Below are 15,266 nucleotides of genomic sequence, written 5' to 3' on the forward strand. Positions count from 1 at the left end.
CGCGGGGACGTACGAGGTGCGCATCTCGCGCCCCGGCTCGCCCGTGTGGATCATGCGCAACATCGAGGTGGGCGAGGGCACCTGCGGCCCCTACACGGTGGAGTTCGACGCCCGCCTGGCCCCCGTCTCGTAGTCCGCTCCGCCCGTCCACTCTCCAGGAAACACCCGTATCTTTTCACCCGGGGTCAACGGAGTCAACGGTGCCCGATCAGCGCCGTTGGACTCCGTCGGCCCCGCGTGCGTCTGCCGTTCCTCGTGCGAGGGAAACCGGAGAGGGAGCACGGACTCACCCGGGCAGGGTCCGGGGTACTCTGCGTCCTCCGCGGCTCTGCGTGAGAAAATGCCGTTGAAGTTTCCCGCCGCGACCGCGAACTTGGCTTCCGTGCGCGGGGGCGGAATCCTGGAACGAAGGGGAGGACGGGATGGAGATCGGGGTCTACACGTTCGCGGAGTATCCGCCGGGGTTCGCGCCGGGCGACCCGCGGGGCGCGGCGCAGCGGCTGCGCGAGCTGGTGGAGGAGGCGGTGCTGGCGGACCAGGTGGGGCTGGACGCGTTCGGCGTGGGCGAGCACCATCGGCCCGACTACGTGGTCTCCGCGCCGGCCGTGGTGCTCGCGGCCCTGGCGGCGCGCACGGAGCGCATCCGCCTGGCGAGCGCCGTGACCGTGCTCAGCTCGGACGACCCCGTGCGCGTGTTCCAGGACTTCGCCACGCTGGACCTGCTGTCGGGCGGGCGCGCGGAGCTCATGGCCGGCCGGGGTTCGTTCATCGAATCGTTTCCCCTCTTTGGCTACGACCTGCAGGACTACGACTCGCTCTTTTCCGAGAACCTGGAGCTGCTCCTCAAGCTCCGGGACGACGAGCGGGTGACGTGGTCCGGCCGGCACCGCGCGCCGCTCACGGGGCAGGGCGTGTATCCGCGGCCGCTGCAGGACCCGCTGCCCGTGTGGATCGCCGTGGGCGGCACCCCGCAGTCCGCCGTCCGCGCGGGGACGCTGGGGCTGCCGATGGCCGTGGCCATCATCGGCGGGCAGCCGGAGCGGTTCGCGGGGCTGGTGGAGCTGTACCGCGAGTCCGCGCGCCGCGCCGGGCACGACCCCGCGCGGCTGGGGGTGAGCATCAACTCGCACGCGTTCGTGGCGAACGACGCGCGCACGGCGGCGGACGTGTTCTTTCCCTCCTACGCCGAGACGATGAGCCGCATCGGGCGGGAGCGCGGGTGGCCGCCGTTCACGCGGGCGCAGTTCGACGCGGCGCGCGAGCCGCGGGGGGCGCTGCTGGTGGGCGGCCCGCAGGAGGTGATCGACAAGATCCTCTTCCAGCACGAGATCTTTGGCCACACGCGCTTCATGGCGCAGATGACGGTGGGCCCCATGCCGCACCGGGAGGTGCTGCGGGCCATCGAGCTGCTGGGCACCGTCGTGGCCCCCGCCGTCCGCGCGGAGGTGGCGCGGCGAACGTCGTCTGCCGAAGCCGCTTCGCCGTGAGCTGACGGCGCGTCGCGCACACCACGATCAAGTGCAGAAGCCCCCGACCGGAGCCATCCGGTCGGGGGCTTCGCGCGTCCGGAGTCGGGGTGGGAAACCGGGAGGGCATGCCCTCCAATGGAGGTGCCAACTGCGGTCACGGGATGTAGCAGATCACTGCCGCACCGGGAACGCGCACCGAATCACCCTCTGCACAGGCCAGGACCATCATGGCAGCATTCACACTCGAGGTGACGTTCTCGGGAATCTGCGTCTACGTCGTCGACGAGGCCAAGAAGCGCGTCGGGGTGCTGATGCCGGACGCGCGACTCATGTCCGGCACGGCCAACCATGACGACGGCGACAAAGGGGAAGCCCACGTGGGGTACCTGCGCTTTGACCTGGCGGACCTGGACAGCCGCTTCAAGCCCAGTGGCGGAGACCATCCCAGCAACGAGGTCATTCACCAGTTCGACCGCGAAGAGCTCACCTTCACGCTGACCGGCGACCACGGGGCGGCCACCGCGCCCAGCCTGAACCTGCCGCAGTTCGAGCAGATCGCCCCCGCGCCCGACGGACAGCACCCCCAGCGGACAGGCATCCAGCTGCGCCAGGGGCTGTTCGACCCCACCCCTCCCGCGAACGCGCACGTTCTCATGCGCACGCTCGTGTCGGAAGGGACTTTCACGGGAACAACAAGCGAGCACTGGGCGTTCGACGATGTCCTGGCACCCGGCGAAACCCCGTACGAGGGAGACTTCGCGACCGAGGTCGTCTGGACGTGTCCCGTGGACACGGTCACCCTCAAGCTGCGCCGGTTCACGGACGGGCGGGAGATCGCGTTCCCGCTGACCCCGGCCGATCCCGCCGCCGATCCCGTCGTTCGCGTGAAGGTCGCCAACTTCTGCGAGACCAACCCGCTGGAGTGGCAGAACCTGGGGCTGCGGGCGGTGGGCCAGGCAGATCCCGACTTCAAGTGGCTGTACCACCTGCTCGATCCCATGAGCGGGACGTGGAAGGATGTGCTGGGTGACCAGAAGAAGTTCCCCTTCCCCATCAAGGGCGTGGCCCTCGACGGCCTGGGTGTGGAGGACTGCCTGGGCGGGCAGATCAAGGGCTCCACCGGCGGCTGAGCCGGTCCCAGCCGCGGCGCGGATGCGAGTCCGCGCCCGGCAGGCCGTCTTCTCGAAGGATCCGTTCATCCCACTTTCGCTTGCAGACGGAGCAATCATGATGGGCCGAATACAGGAAGACTCCCTCCTCGCGCCGGTGCTCGACGGGCCGGCGGTCGTGAACGACGCGATCGTCTTTGAGCTCCAGGACGACGAGGCCGCGAAGCTGGTGTGGGAGGAGTACGCCAGCGGAAAGGAATCCCACACGGGTGCATCGGCCGCGTGCGAGTACGTGCGGTCCGGCGGTGGACACATCACGCCCCTGGACGAGGCGCGCGCGGCCCACGTGTGGGTGGACGGGCCGTGCAGGCTGGCCCTGCCGGGTACGCCGGCCCGGGACGCCCTCGTGAACCTGTCCGCGGCGCATCACCTGCGCCTGGCGCACGCGGATGACGGTGGCTGGCTGCTGTCCGAGCTCACGCGGGACCGCCGCGTCAAGCGCGCATACCGGCCCGCCGTGCAGTATCCGCTGGACGCGCCGGTGCCCGTCATCGACCCCACACCGTTCGGGGGCCTTTCACGTGATGGGAACCTGGGCGCCCTGGCGGAGTTCGCCCAGAAGACGGGCGGCGGGTTCAAGGCCCTGGAGCAGCTGGCTCAGCTCGCGGCAGCGGCCCAGCGCGCCGAGGAGCAGTGGGGGCTGGACCGGTGCGGGTTCCGCAAGGTCTGGGAGCGGATGGAGGCGAAGGGCACTCGGGGGAGCATCGCCGTGATCGACTACGGCGGCAACACCGGTCACCCGGAGCTCCTGGGCCGCGTGACGGAGAAGAACGTGCTCGCGCCGAACCAGAAGCCGTCCACCTCCACCCACGCCAGCGCCGTCGCGGGGGTGATCTCGGCCCTGCGGGACCCGCCGTCCGGGATCGCGGGGTGCTGCCTGGCGCCCATCGAGCTGTACAACGTGTGGAGCGACAAGGGCTTCGACAGCCTGGCGTTCTGCAACGCCCTCACGGCCGTGCGCACGTCCGGTGTAAAGGTCGTGAACCTCAGCCTTGGCTCGCGGGTGAAAGACGCCGTGGTGGAGCAGCATATCAAGGATTGCCTGGGCGACGGACTGATTCTCGTCGCCGCGGCGGGCAACAACGGTGGAACGGGCAACGACCTCGTGTATCCCGCGGCGTACGACGGGGTGATCGCCGTGGGTGCCACCGACCCCTCCGGCAATCGCGTGGAGTGGTCCGCGCACGGCGACCACCTCCACGTGTCGGCACCGGGCCTGTTCATCCTGAGCGTGTACGGGGGGAACGATCTGCGATTCTGGAGCGGGACGTCGTTCGCGGCGCCCATGGTTTCGGCCGCGGTGTGGATGATCCTGAACGTGCAGCCCGGGTGGACCCGGGCGGAGGTCACACGCCTGCTCGCCAGCTCCTCGACGGGGCGCGGCCGGCGCACGGGCGACACGGGCTTCGGGGTGCTGGACATGGAGCGCCTGGCCGACTGCGCGCTCAACGGCAGCGTCGCCTGCCCGTAGCCGCATCCGGGCGTGTACGCGGGACAACGGGAACGGCGATCACGTCCGGTCCCGTTGTCCTCGTTGTGGATTCGCGCGTTGCTACTGCCAGCGGAACAGGCGGATGCTCAGCAGGAACGCCACCACCATCCATGCCACCAGGATGGCCAGCTCGCCGGCGTAGGCGGAAAAGCCCAGGCCGTCGTTGTAGACGGCGCGCAGGGCATCGTTGAGCGCCGTGAGGGGCAGGGCCTGCACGAAGGGCTGCAGCGCGTCGGGGTAGCGGCTGGACGAGAAGAAGACGCCCGACAGCACGAACATGGGCAGCATCACCAGGTTCAGCAGGCCGCTGGCGCCCTCGATGGTGTGGGCGCGCGTGGACGCCAGCAGCCCCAGCCCCGCGAACGCCATCGCCCCCACCAGCACGATCAGCGTCAGCGCCAGCAGCGACCCCTGCACCGTCACCCCGAACGCCAGCCAGGCGAACAGGATGATGGGCGGCACCTCCAGCACCAGGAACGCCAGCCGGGCCAGGATCTGCGCCAGCAGAAAGTCGCGGCGGCGCATGGGCGTGCTGGCCATGCGCTTGAGCTGCTTCTTCTGCCGCATCTGCACCAGCCCGAACGTGAGCCCCCACATCCCCGTGCTCATCAGGTTCAGGCCGATGAGCCCCGGCAGCACCCAGTCGATGTACCGCCCGCCCGGCTGCCGGTCGCGGTCCTCCACCGTGGGGACGGCCGGGCGCGTGCCGCCGGCGGCCTGCACCACGCGGTCCGCCGCGAGCCGCGCGGCGCTGCTTTCCGTCCGCGCGGGGTCGTAGCGGTAGACGAGCGTGTCGCGGCCCGTGAGCAGCACCGACACGTCGCCCTTGCGCAGGGCCGTCTCGGCGCTGTCGGGCGCCACCAGGCGCAGGTCGATCTCGCGGGAACCGCGCAGCGCGGAGGCGTACCGCTCCGCCACGGTGCCGCGCTCCACGCCCACGATCACCTTCTGGACGGCCGGCTCGCGAAAGGCGATGCCCAGCCCCAGTGCCATGATGATGGGAAAGCCAAAGGTCCAGAACAGGGCCTCGGGCTCGCGCACGAATGCGCGGATGCGCGCCAGCGTGAGCTCGCGCAGGGCGTTGGGGCTATTCATCGCGCAGGGCTCGTCCGGTCATGGCGAGAAAGACGTCGTCGAGGGTGGCGCGGTGCGTGGTGAGCGCCGTGAGCTCGCCGCCCGCCGCGCCGATCATCTCCAGCAGGGCAGGGAGGGAGCGGGCCGGCTCGTCCACGCTGATGAGGATGCGCTCGCCGCTGCGGCGCACGTTCGTGGCGCCGGGCAGGGCGCGCAGCCGGTCCTCCGGGGGCTCCACCGTGGCGGCGAAGTCGATGACGTGCGCGCCGCCCAGCGACTGGATGAGCTCCTGCGGCGTGCCCTGGGCAATGATCTGCCCCTGGTCCAGGATGGCGATGCGGTCGGAGAGCTTTTCCGCCTCGTCCATGAAGTGCGTGGTGAGCAGGATGGTGCCCCCGCGCGCCCGGAACGCATCCACCACGTCCCACAGCTGCCGCCGCGACTGCGGGTCCAGCCCCGTCGTGGGCTCGTCCAGGAACAGGATGTCGGGCTCGCCGGCCAGCGCGCACGCCACGGACAGCCGCTGGCGCTGCCCGCCGGACAGGTGCCGCACCTGCGTATCGGCCTTTTCGGCCAGCTGCACGAAGTCGATGAGCTCCTCCACGGAGGGGCCCTGATCGTAGAACGCGCGGAACATCCGCACGATCTCGCCCGCCGTGAGCCGGTCGGGGAACTCGCTTTCCTGCAGCTGCACGCCCAGGCGCTGGCGGATGGCCGCGGCGTCGCGGTCCCACCGCATCCCCAGGATCTCCACCTCGCCGCCGTTGAGGGGCTGCAGCCCTTCCAGGATCTCGATGGTCGTCGTCTTGCCGGCGCCGTTGGGCCCCAGCAGGCCAAAGCACTCGCCGCGGCGCACCTCCAGGTCCAGCGAGCGCACGGCCACCGTCTGGCCAAAGCGCTTGTGCAGGCCGCGGCAGCGGATGGCCGGCGCGGCGGGGGCGTGCGTGTCGGTCACGGCAGGTTCGCGGTCCTGGAAAACGGCGGCGGCCCATCGGGAGCGATGGATGATCTCCGGCGCACGGCCTGCTGTCAAGCTTTCTTCGGATTTTGTTTGGTACGCTTTCTGCTGTATGCTTCGGCACAACCCGTTGCCGGCAAACCACTTGAGGGATATGGGAGGCTTCTGATGACGGACCGCCGCACGCAGGAGATCGCGGACCAGGACCCGGGCAACATGATCAAGGACCCGGACAACTGGACCACCGGCGACGAGCCGATGACGGGCGCCCAGCGCTCGTACCTGCACACGCTGGCCGAGGAGGCCGGCGAAAAGGTGGACGACGAGCTCACCAAGGCCGAGGCGTCCAGGAAGATCGACGAGCTGCAGGACAAGACGGGCCGCGGCCGCTAGGCCGCCCCGCCGGTCGACGTCGCGCGAAGGGCGCGGAGCCGTGTGCTCCGCGCCTTTCGCCGTTGATGCGCCTGGTGAAAACGGCGAACGGCGCACCGGGAGAACCGGTACGCCGCCGCCGTGCGCGCGGGGGGAAGCAATCAACTCGTCACATCAACTGGAGACTGGCTCATTAAGGTTGCCTGCCATGGCGAGCCCCCCGACACGCCACGCGACCAGGGATTTGAGGGACACGCCTTCCCGGTTTTCCCACCGGACGACGATCGCCCGCCCGGCGCGCTGCCGGACGGGCGATCCGCATCTGCCGAACTCGTTGCTACGGCTCGGGATACGGGAACAGGGCACGGGGCGCGCGAAACGCCTCGTCCCAGCCGATCCACGACACGTCCGTGGGGCCGATGACGTGGCGCACCACCCGCCACCGCCCGTCCCGGCGGCGGAGCAGGGCGTACATGCCGTCGCTCATCATGCCCTCGCGCCAAGCCTCTTCCATGGGCGTGCCGCGATAATCCAGCGGCGTGCCGTCGGGGTTGCGCGGGTCCACGTCGGCAAAGGCCCACTCGCCCAGCACGCGCAGCTCGCGGACTTCAAAGATGGCCGGCCTGCCCACCTCGCGCCGCACGGTCTCGCGCAGCGCGTCCATCAGCGCCTGGCGCTCGGGGCTGCCGCGCGGCGGCGTGTGTGGCCGCGTCTGCGCGCCCGCCGCCGACGCGGACGCCAGCAGCAGCACGGCCAGGAGCAGCCCGCGGATCATCCGGAGTGCGCGCATCGTCGTTCCTGTGCGGATGGGAGGTCGATGCGTCACGGCCGCGGCGCGGGCGGCGGCGCATCGTCCTGCTCCGGCGCGGCGTCCGGCGCGGCGCTGACGGGCTCGACGTGCGCACCCCGCGGCGCGTCTTCGTTCGCGGGGCGCGGCTCCGCGGGGAACGCGTCCATCTGCGCCGGCGCTCCGGGCGCGGCGTCGTGCGGCGCCTCGCCGACGGGCTCCCACTGCGGCGTCACGACGTCGCTCGTGGGCTGCGGCTCGCGCGGTGCTTCCCCGGCGGATGACGGCGGATCGGCGGGCGGCGCTTCCGGCGCGGAGGCGGGCCCGTCCGCCGGCTCCCAGTACGGCGTGAAGATGTCCGCCGGCTCGTCCCGCGCGGCTCCGTCTGCCGGCGCAGCCGATCGGCCGTCGGGCTGGGGCTGATCCGCATCCGCTGACGTGTCCGCGGCGACGGGGCCGGGCTCATCGGCCGCCGGCTGATTCGCGGACGGCTGATCTGCATCCGCTTGATCCGTGGAGGGCTGATTCACGACGACGGGTTCCGCCGGCTCCCACGCGGCGGGGACGACCTCGTGTTCGGACGCGTCGGTGGATGGTGGATCGGCGGACGCGTCGGGCTGTGCGTCAGACGACGCATCCTGTGCGTCGTCGGCGGGCGCGGGGTCGGCGGACGACGCGTGCTCCGGCACTGAGAGGTCAACGGGCGCTGCGACGTCGGCGGGATCGGCGGACATCTCCCACTCGGCCGTGACGACGTCGGGGCCGCGCGGGCCGTGGTCGTCCGAGAGCTCGACGGGGATCGCGTCCGCGTCGTCGGCATCCGTCGGCGCGGCGGCCTGCGTCTCCGCATCGACCGCATCGGCCTTGATCACGACGGGGTGCGACGCATCCGCGTCATCGGCGCTCGTGATGGGCTGCGGCGCATCGGAATCCGCGTTCACGGCCGGCGGCGCGGCGCCCACGGGCTGTTCATCCAACGTCATCGTTTCGACTCGTGTGGGTTCGTCAGTAGCCGGCGGCGCGGGCGCATCGGACGACGGCTGATCCGCGGCATCGGATGACGCGGGCGCGTCGGCGGGGTGGCCTTCGAGCGCGTCGGACGGCGGCCAGGCGAACGCATCGTAGACGGACGACGCGGGGTGCGTCGGCTCGATGGCCTCCGCGGAATCGGCCGCTGCCGCCGGCGTCACTGAATCCACCGAATCAGTCGCTTCCACCGGCTCCGCAGAATCCGCAGAATCGGTCACTTCCGCCGGCTCCGTGGAATCCACCCAATCGGCCGATTCCGCGGGACCGGACGCGTTCGCGAGGTCGCCGAAAATGGATTCGGGGCGGACGGGGGGCTCGCCGTCGCGTGGCCTCCAGGGGTGCTCCTGCTCAAAGCGCAGCGCATCCGGCGGCGGCCAGACGAACGGATCCGGCCCGGGCGCATCGGCCGGCGCGGCGTCCGCGGCGGGCTGGGGCGCCGGCTCGGCCGCGCGCGGGTGGGCGGACGCGAGGAGCGCATCGGCCCACGCGGCGTAATCGGGCTCCGGCGCGCGATCGGCATCCGCATCCACCGGCGCGGCGCGGACTTTCGCCTTTGCATCGACCGAGGTGGGCGCGGGCGCATCCGCCGAGGGCTCCTGGGGCGTGCTGACGAGCCACTCGTCCAGCATCCGCAGCTCGTCGTCGTTGAGCGTAACCTGCGCCTGCCGCAGCAGGTTGAGGAGGTTGCCGCGATACGTGTTCGCCAGGTTCTCCGCGCGGTGCGGCGGGTCCCAGAAGCGGTACCCGGCGTAGCCCAGCCCGCGCAGCACCAGCGTGATGCTCTGCCGCGCGATGGGCTCGCCGCGCTCCACGCACTGGTCGCGGACGGCCTTGCCCGTGCTCATCAGATTGTACGGCGCGCGGCCCAGCTCCTTGGCCATCACGCGGAACAGCACGCCGTACTGCCGCGGCGTGAGCTTGGGCGCGTCCGTGAGCTGGTGGATGCGGCGGATGAGCGACGCCATCTCGCCGTCCAGCTCCGACAGCCCGTCCGCCGCGGCCGCGCGCTCCGCCGGCGACGCGTGCCGCGCGGGATCGTACAGAAAGCCGGGCAGGGGGAACGCGACCACCTTGAACGGAAGCTCCGGCGCGCTCAGGAGCAGGTTCTTGAACGTGCCGTGGCCCAGCCAGCGCGTCTCGGTGATCATGGGGCCGGCCTCCTGGATGGCCGCGTGCGCCGCCTTGCCCATCACCACCGGCTCGGGTGAATCGGCCACCATGCGCGCCACGAGCTCCACCACGCGGTCGCGGAGGGCGTCGTTGTCCGGGCCGGGCTCCGCTGTCCGCGCGGCCGGCGCGCCGCCGTTGGCCGCCAGGCGCTCGTCCGCCTGGACCACGGCAATGCGCCACGGGTCGTCGTCCGTGATGCGCAGGTCGTTGCGGTGCGCCAGGATGGCTTCCGTCAGGCTCTGCAGCGAGTAGTAGCCCAGCCAGTTGCTCGTCGGCGTGAACTCCTTGAACTCGCGGAGAATGCGCGGCAGCTCCGACGCCGACAGGGTGCCGCTGGAGCTGGCCTCCTCGTAGATGCGCCGCCCCATGGCCGCCAGCAGCTCCGGGTCGCGGATGGCGGCCACGGCGGGCGTCACGGGCGCGGCGGGCGACGCGGAGGACGCGGGCGACGGCACGGGGGCGAGCATCCGCTGCGGCTCGGGCGCGGGCTGGATCTCCAGCGCCAGCTCGATGAACGCGTCCTCGTTGATCAGCCGGTCGCAGGCGGCGCGGTAGGCGGGGGCGGCCTGGCCGCTGACCAGGACGGCCGTGCGCCGGTCGTGCGCGCGCAGCCGCTGCAGCACGGGGGTAAAGTCCGCGTCCGCCGACATGATGACGAAGCGGTCAAAGTGCGTCTCGTGGCGCAGCGCGTCGAGGATGTCCATCACCATCACGATGTCGCTGCTGTTCTTGCCGCGGCTGGTGAGCGACGGGCAGTCCACGACGGTGAACCCGCTGCGGGTGAAGTAGCCGCGGTACTTGCCGAACGTGTCGGGGTTCAGGTAGCACTGGCGGATGAGCACGCGGTTCTCCTTGGGCCCGGCGTGCTCCGGCCGGGGCTCCATGGGCATGCCGTGCTCGATCCACCGCAGCCACACGTGCGGCCGCGTGGCGAACGCCTCCGCCGCCTCGCGCGAGGTCTCGCGCAGTCCCAGGTAGATGTTATCGAAATCGACGAAGAGGGCGATTTTCTTCTGTTCACTCATGTCTGTCCCTTGCGGATACGAGCATACGGATACGGCATCGCGCGGATACGCGGGATGTCCGCTGCATGGATAGGCGCCCGAGTCGCCGGAGTCAACGCCGTAAACGTGTGAAGGCGGATGTGATGCGCGATGCGCGAAACCGGTGGACGTGGATGCACGACGGGCACCGATGCAGGACGGACGCCGCGGAGGATGAAGAGCGCGGGTGATCGAGAGTGGGAGATGGGCCCCCGCCGGGCCCGGCGACTGAAGTCGCGGCACGGGAAGCGTGATGTCGGCCTGCACCGACGGCTCGTGCACCGGGCGGGTGGGTGCACCGGGGGCGGCCTTCCGGCAGGCGGGCTCGTGCCGGGTCGGGCGCGGCGTGGGATGGCCGAGTCCCAGGCCGGCGTTGACACCCGGCGAATGATGTCAGTCGCGGATCTGAATCGGCATCGCGGCGCCCCAGCCACGGCGCATGTTGCCAGTTGCGGCTCTGAACCGGTATTCGCGGCGCCCCAGCCACGGCGAATGAATTCGCGGCTTTGACTGCGCGATGTCGGCCTTCGCCGACAGCTCCTGCCGCACGCCACCGCTGTGCACATCGGCCGTGTTCGAGCCATCGAGCCCCGCCGCGGTGCACAGGGCGTCTCCCACGCTGGGGCAGTCCGCGCAGGCGGACTTCGTGCCTTTCCAGCGGCGAATTCATTCGCTCCGGCGGGGAGACAGCCTCACCGGCCCACATCCGCAATCGGCATGATTCGCAGCTGAGAACCCGCATGCCGGCCTGTGCCAGGCCTGCACCGACAGGTCCGTCGTGGGTGGGTGCACCGGGGCGGCCTTCGCGCAAAACGCAACCCGGCCCGGCGCTCCGCGAAGGAGCGCCGGGCCGGGTTGCGTCATCAACCGAAATCGGTCAGCCGGTCACACTTGGGCGTACATGTCCACGGGGGGGCAGCTGCACACCAGGTTGCGGTCGCCCGCCGCGTTGTTCACGCGCGCCACGTGCGGCCAGAACTTGCGCTCGCGCACCCACTCCGCCGGGAACGCGGCCTTTTCGCGGCCGTACGCGTGCGTCCACGCGTCCGCCATGACCATGGCGGCCGTGTGCGGCGCGTTCTTGAGCACGTTGTCCTGCCGGTCGGCGATCCCCGCCTCGATCTCGCGGATCTCCTCGCGGATGCGGATCATGGCGTCGATGAACCGGTCCAGCTCCGGCAGGGCCTCGCTCTCCGTGGGCTCGATCATCATCGTCCCCGCGACGGGGAAGCTGACGGTGGGGGCGTGGAAGCCGTAGTCCATCAGCCGCTTGGCAATGTCCTCCACCTCGATTCCCGCCGACCCCTTGAGGGGCCGCATGTCCACGATGCACTCGTGCGCCACCGTGCCGTTGGCGCCGCGGTACAGCACGGGGTAGTGCTCGTCCAGCCGCCGCGCGATGTAGTTGGCGTTCAGGATGGCCACCTTGGTGGCGTGCGTGAGCCCCTCGCCGCCCATCAGGTTGATGTACACCCAGCTGATGGGCAGGATGCTGGGGCTGCCCCAGGGCGCGGCCGACACGGCGCCGTGCTCGTTGCCGCCCACCTTGATGACCGGGTGGCCCGGCAGGTACGGCGCCAGGTGCGCCTTGACGCAGATGGGCCCCATCCCCGGACCGCCCCCGCCGTGGGGGATGCAGAACGTCTTGTGCAGGTTCAGGTGGCACACGTCCGCGCCAAAGTCGCCCGGGCGGCACAGGCCCACCTGCGCGTTCATGTTGGCACCGTCCATGTACACCTGCCCGCCCCGCGCGTGGACGATCTCGCAGATCTCGCGGATCTCCTCCTCGAACACGCCGTGCGTGGACGGATAGGTGATCATGAGCGCGGCGAGGTCGTTCGCGTGCTGCTCCGCCTTACGGCGCAGGTCGTCCAAGTCCACGTTGCCCTCGCTCGTGGACGCCACGACCACCACCTTCATCCCCGCCATCACCGCCGACGCCGGGTTGGTGCCGTGCGCGGACTGGGGGATCAGGCACACGTCGCGGTGCCCCTCGCCGCGGCCCTCGTGATAATCGCGGATGACGAGCAGCCCCGCGAACTCGCCCTGGCTACCCGCGTTGGGCTGCAGCGACACGGCGTCGAAGCCCGTGATCTCGGCCAGGGCGCCTTCCAACGTGCGGAACAGCTCCAGGTAGCCCGTGACCTGCTCCGGCGGGGCGAACGGGTGAATGCGGCCCACCTCGGCCCACGTCACGGGGAGCATCTCCACCGTGGCGTTGAGCTTCATGGTGCACGACCCCAGGGGGATCATGCTGTGCGTGAGCGACAGGTCCCGGCTCTCCAGCTTGCGGATGTACCGCATCATCTCCGTCTCGGAGTGGTAGCTGTTGAAGACCGGGTGCGTGAGGATGTCGCTCGAACGCTCGAAGCCGTCGCGGATGCCGCTCGTGAGGCCGTCCAGCAGCTCGTCCACGGCAAAGGGCAGCGACGAGCCGCGGTTGAGCGCCACGAGCACCTCCTCCACGTCCTCCACGCCCGTGGACTCGTCCAGGGCGATGCAGATGGACGTCTCGTCGTACTCGCGCAGGTTGATGCCGCGGTCGCGCGCGGCGGCCAAAATGCCGCCCACCCGCGTGCCCACGTCGATGCGCACCGTGTCGAAGAAGGCGCCGTGCACCACGCGGTAGTTGAGCCGCTCGGCGCCGGCCGCCAGCAGCTCCGCCAGCGTGTGCACCCGCTCCGCGATGCGGCGCAGGCCCGTGGGTCCGTGGTAGACGGCGTACATCCCCGCCATCACCGCCAGCAGCACCTGCGCCGTGCAGATGTTGCTGGTGGCCTTTTCGCGGCGGATGTGCTGCTCGCGCGTCTGCAAGGCCATGCGCAGCGCAGGGTTGCCCTGCGCGTCCACGCTCACCCCGATGATGCGGCCGGGGATCTGTCGCTTGTACTCGTCGCGGCAGCTGAAGAACGCCGCGTGCGGCCCGCCGAAGCCCATGGGCACGCCAAAACGCTGCGACGTGCCCACGCACATGTCCGCGCCCCACTCGCCCGGGGGCGTGAGCAGGACGAGCGAGAGCAGGTCCGCCGCCGCCACGACGACGATCCCTTCCTCGCGGGCGCGCTGGGTGAACGGCCGGTAGTCGATCACCTCGCCGTCCGACGCGGGGTACTGCAGCAGCGCGCCAAAGATGGGCGCGCTGAAGTCGAACGCGTCGTGGTCGCCCACCACCACCTCGATGCCGCGGGCGTGGGCGCGCGTGCGCACCACGTCAATGGTCTGGGGGTGGCACAGCTGGCTGACGAAGAACGTGTTGCGCTGCTCGCTGCCCCCGATGCCGTACGCCATGGCCATGGCCTCGGCGGCGGCCGTGCCCTCGTCCAGCAGCGACGCGTTGGCGATGGGCAGCCCCGTCAGGTCCACCACGGCCGTCTGGAAGTTGAGCAGCGCCTCCAGCCGCCCCTGGGCGATCTCGGCCTGGTAGGGCGTGTACTGCGTGTACCAGCCCGGGTTCTCCAGGATGTTGCGCTGGATGACGGGCGGCACGATGCAGTCGTGGTAGCCCATGCCCAGGTAGCTGCGGAACACGCGGTTGCGCGACATCATGGTCCGCAGCTCCCGCAGCAGCTCGTACTCGCTGCGCTCCGGCCCCAGGGCCAGCGGCCGGCCCAGGCGGATGGACGCCGGCACCGTGGCGTCCACCAGCTCGTCCAGCGAGCGGTAGCCCAGCGCCTGCAGCATGCGCCCGATCTCGACCTCGTCCGGCCCCACGTGGCGGCGGACGAAGGTATCGGTATGGGTAAGTGCAGATCTATCCACGATCTAGGTCTCTTACGGAGGTGGGCGGTGAAGGCGGCGGAATCTATCCGCCCGCCCCCCGGATGGCAAACCCCGGGGCACCGCGAGATACAGTATACAACCGGTCAAGGGGACGGGTTCGCGCGCGGAAGGGCTCGCCCCGGACGTGGGAACGCCGCCGCCACGCGGGTGCGTGGCGGCGGCGTCCGGGCGGTTCGGCGTGCGGCTGCCGAATCCGTGGCCAGCTCAGGCGCAGGTCTCGGTGGAGCACTCGGCCTTGGTCGCGCAGACCGTGTCGACGCAGCAGATGTTGATGGTGCTGCGCGTGATGAGGGCGAGGTGCGCGTCGCCCGCCTTCTCGTCCCTGGCGGTGTTGAACGACGTCACGGTGATGCTGCCCACGTCGAGCTTGAATCGCTGGTCCATGGCTGCCTCCTCGGAAACTCCGTGGAATCGCGGGAGATGCGGATCGCCCCGCGCGTGTTGGCCCCAAGAGAGTAGTGCGGGGGGATCCGGATCACAAGAAAATCGTTCCGCGACGCCCGCGGTGGATCTCCGCCCCGCGTGGCGACCGCGCGGAACGTGTTCTCCCCAATCCACCTGCGGAAGTCCATCCGATCCCCGCCGGCGGCGGCTTTCGCCCGCTACTCCGCGCCCCGCCGCGTTCGCGCCTCCCGCCAATTCCGTCCAGCTCGTCGCGAAATGTACGGACTAAACTTTCTGGCGCCGGGCTGCGTCATAGAGGGCGTTCGTTCCGTCTCGCCTTTCAACGACGCACACGCCCATGCGCGTTTTCTCCTATCGCCTGCTGGCCGCGGCCGCCGGCTCCCTGCTGGCCGCCGCGCCCGCCCCCGCCCAGGACGGCGCACACGCCGCCGCCGGCACCCCGGGCGTCAACGCCCACCGCGCCACCGACATCGTGCTGGACGGCCGGCTTTCCGAGACCGTGTGGTCCACGCCGGACC

The 15,266-nt window shown here is 70.7% G+C and carries 12 protein-coding genes; 5 read left to right on the top strand and 7 right to left on the bottom strand.

Annotated elements, in window-relative coordinates; genetic code table 11:
- Window positions 1-422: 422 nt before the first annotated feature.
- The 3 genes from VFZ20_RS21130 (at window position 423) to VFZ20_RS21140 (ending at window position 4,109) form a co-directional block, all read left to right on the top strand.
- Window positions 423-1,487 (top strand): LLM class flavin-dependent oxidoreductase, encoded by a 1,065-nt coding sequence (locus tag VFZ20_RS21130; protein ID WP_329685929.1) that lies wholly within the window; start codon window positions 423-425, stop codon window positions 1,485-1,487.
- A 209-nt stretch (window positions 1,488-1,696) separates the two neighbouring features.
- On the top strand, window positions 1,697-2,599 hold the full coding sequence (locus tag VFZ20_RS21135; protein WP_329685930.1) for a hypothetical protein: 903 nt from the start codon (window positions 1,697-1,699) through the stop codon (window positions 2,597-2,599).
- 97 nt (window positions 2,600-2,696) lie between these two features.
- Window positions 2,697-4,109, top strand: a complete 1,413-nt coding sequence (locus VFZ20_RS21140; RefSeq protein ID WP_329685931.1) for a S8 family peptidase — start codon at window positions 2,697-2,699, stop codon at window positions 4,107-4,109.
- An 81-nt stretch (window positions 4,110-4,190) separates the two neighbouring features.
- On the opposite strand, the gene VFZ20_RS21145 is transcribed toward VFZ20_RS21140, so the two are convergent.
- The gene (locus VFZ20_RS21145) at window positions 4,191-5,225 is read right to left on the bottom strand and encodes an ABC transporter permease (RefSeq protein WP_329685932.1); all 1,035 of its coding nucleotides are present in this window, start codon (window positions 5,223-5,225) and stop codon (window positions 4,191-4,193) included.
- On the bottom strand, window positions 5,218-6,159 hold the full coding sequence (locus tag VFZ20_RS21150; RefSeq protein ID WP_329685933.1) for an ABC transporter ATP-binding protein: 942 nt from the start codon (window positions 6,157-6,159) through the stop codon (window positions 5,218-5,220). The genes VFZ20_RS21145 and VFZ20_RS21150 overlap by 8 nt, the downstream gene beginning before the upstream one ends.
- Before the next feature lie 171 nt (window positions 6,160-6,330).
- Here VFZ20_RS21150 and VFZ20_RS21155 point away from each other — a divergent pair, with 171 nt between their 5' ends.
- Window positions 6,331-6,555: a DUF3072 domain-containing protein gene (locus tag VFZ20_RS21155; RefSeq protein ID WP_329685934.1), complete on the top strand. Its 225-nt coding sequence runs from the start codon at window positions 6,331-6,333 to the stop codon at window positions 6,553-6,555.
- Window positions 6,556-6,871: 316 nt separating this feature from the next.
- Here VFZ20_RS21155 and VFZ20_RS21160 read toward each other — a convergent pair whose 3' ends face one another.
- The 5 genes from VFZ20_RS21160 to VFZ20_RS21180 form a co-directional block, all read right to left on the bottom strand.
- A complete protein-coding gene (locus VFZ20_RS21160; RefSeq protein ID WP_329685935.1) occupies window positions 6,872-7,324 on the bottom strand; it encodes a hypothetical protein in 453 nt (150 codons plus the stop codon).
- Window positions 7,325-7,356: 32 nt separating this feature from the next.
- A complete protein-coding gene (locus tag VFZ20_RS21165) occupies window positions 7,357-10,545 on the bottom strand; it encodes an NYN domain-containing protein (protein ID WP_329685936.1) in 3,189 nt (1,062 codons plus the stop codon).
- A 411-nt stretch (window positions 10,546-10,956) separates the two neighbouring features.
- A complete protein-coding gene (locus VFZ20_RS21170) occupies window positions 10,957-11,181 on the bottom strand; it encodes a hypothetical protein (protein ID WP_329685937.1) in 225 nt (74 codons plus the stop codon).
- Window positions 11,182-11,448: 267 nt separating this feature from the next.
- A complete protein-coding gene (gene gcvP / locus VFZ20_RS21175; protein ID WP_329685938.1) occupies window positions 11,449-14,322 on the bottom strand; it encodes an aminomethyl-transferring glycine dehydrogenase in 2,874 nt (957 codons plus the stop codon).
- Window positions 14,323-14,547: 225 nt separating this feature from the next.
- Window positions 14,548-14,727, bottom strand: a complete 180-nt coding sequence (locus tag VFZ20_RS21180; protein ID WP_329685939.1) for a hypothetical protein — start codon at window positions 14,725-14,727, stop codon at window positions 14,548-14,550.
- 358 nt (window positions 14,728-15,085) lie between these two features.
- Between VFZ20_RS21180 and VFZ20_RS21185 the strand changes: the two genes are divergently transcribed.
- The coding region (locus VFZ20_RS21185; RefSeq protein ID WP_329685940.1) for a hypothetical protein at window positions 15,086-15,266 on the top strand (181 nt) is incomplete at its 3' end.

It is taken from the genome of Longimicrobium sp. (assembly GCF_036280135.1).
In the GTDB taxonomy this organism is placed as follows: Bacteria; Gemmatimonadota; Gemmatimonadetes; order Longimicrobiales; family Longimicrobiaceae; genus Longimicrobium.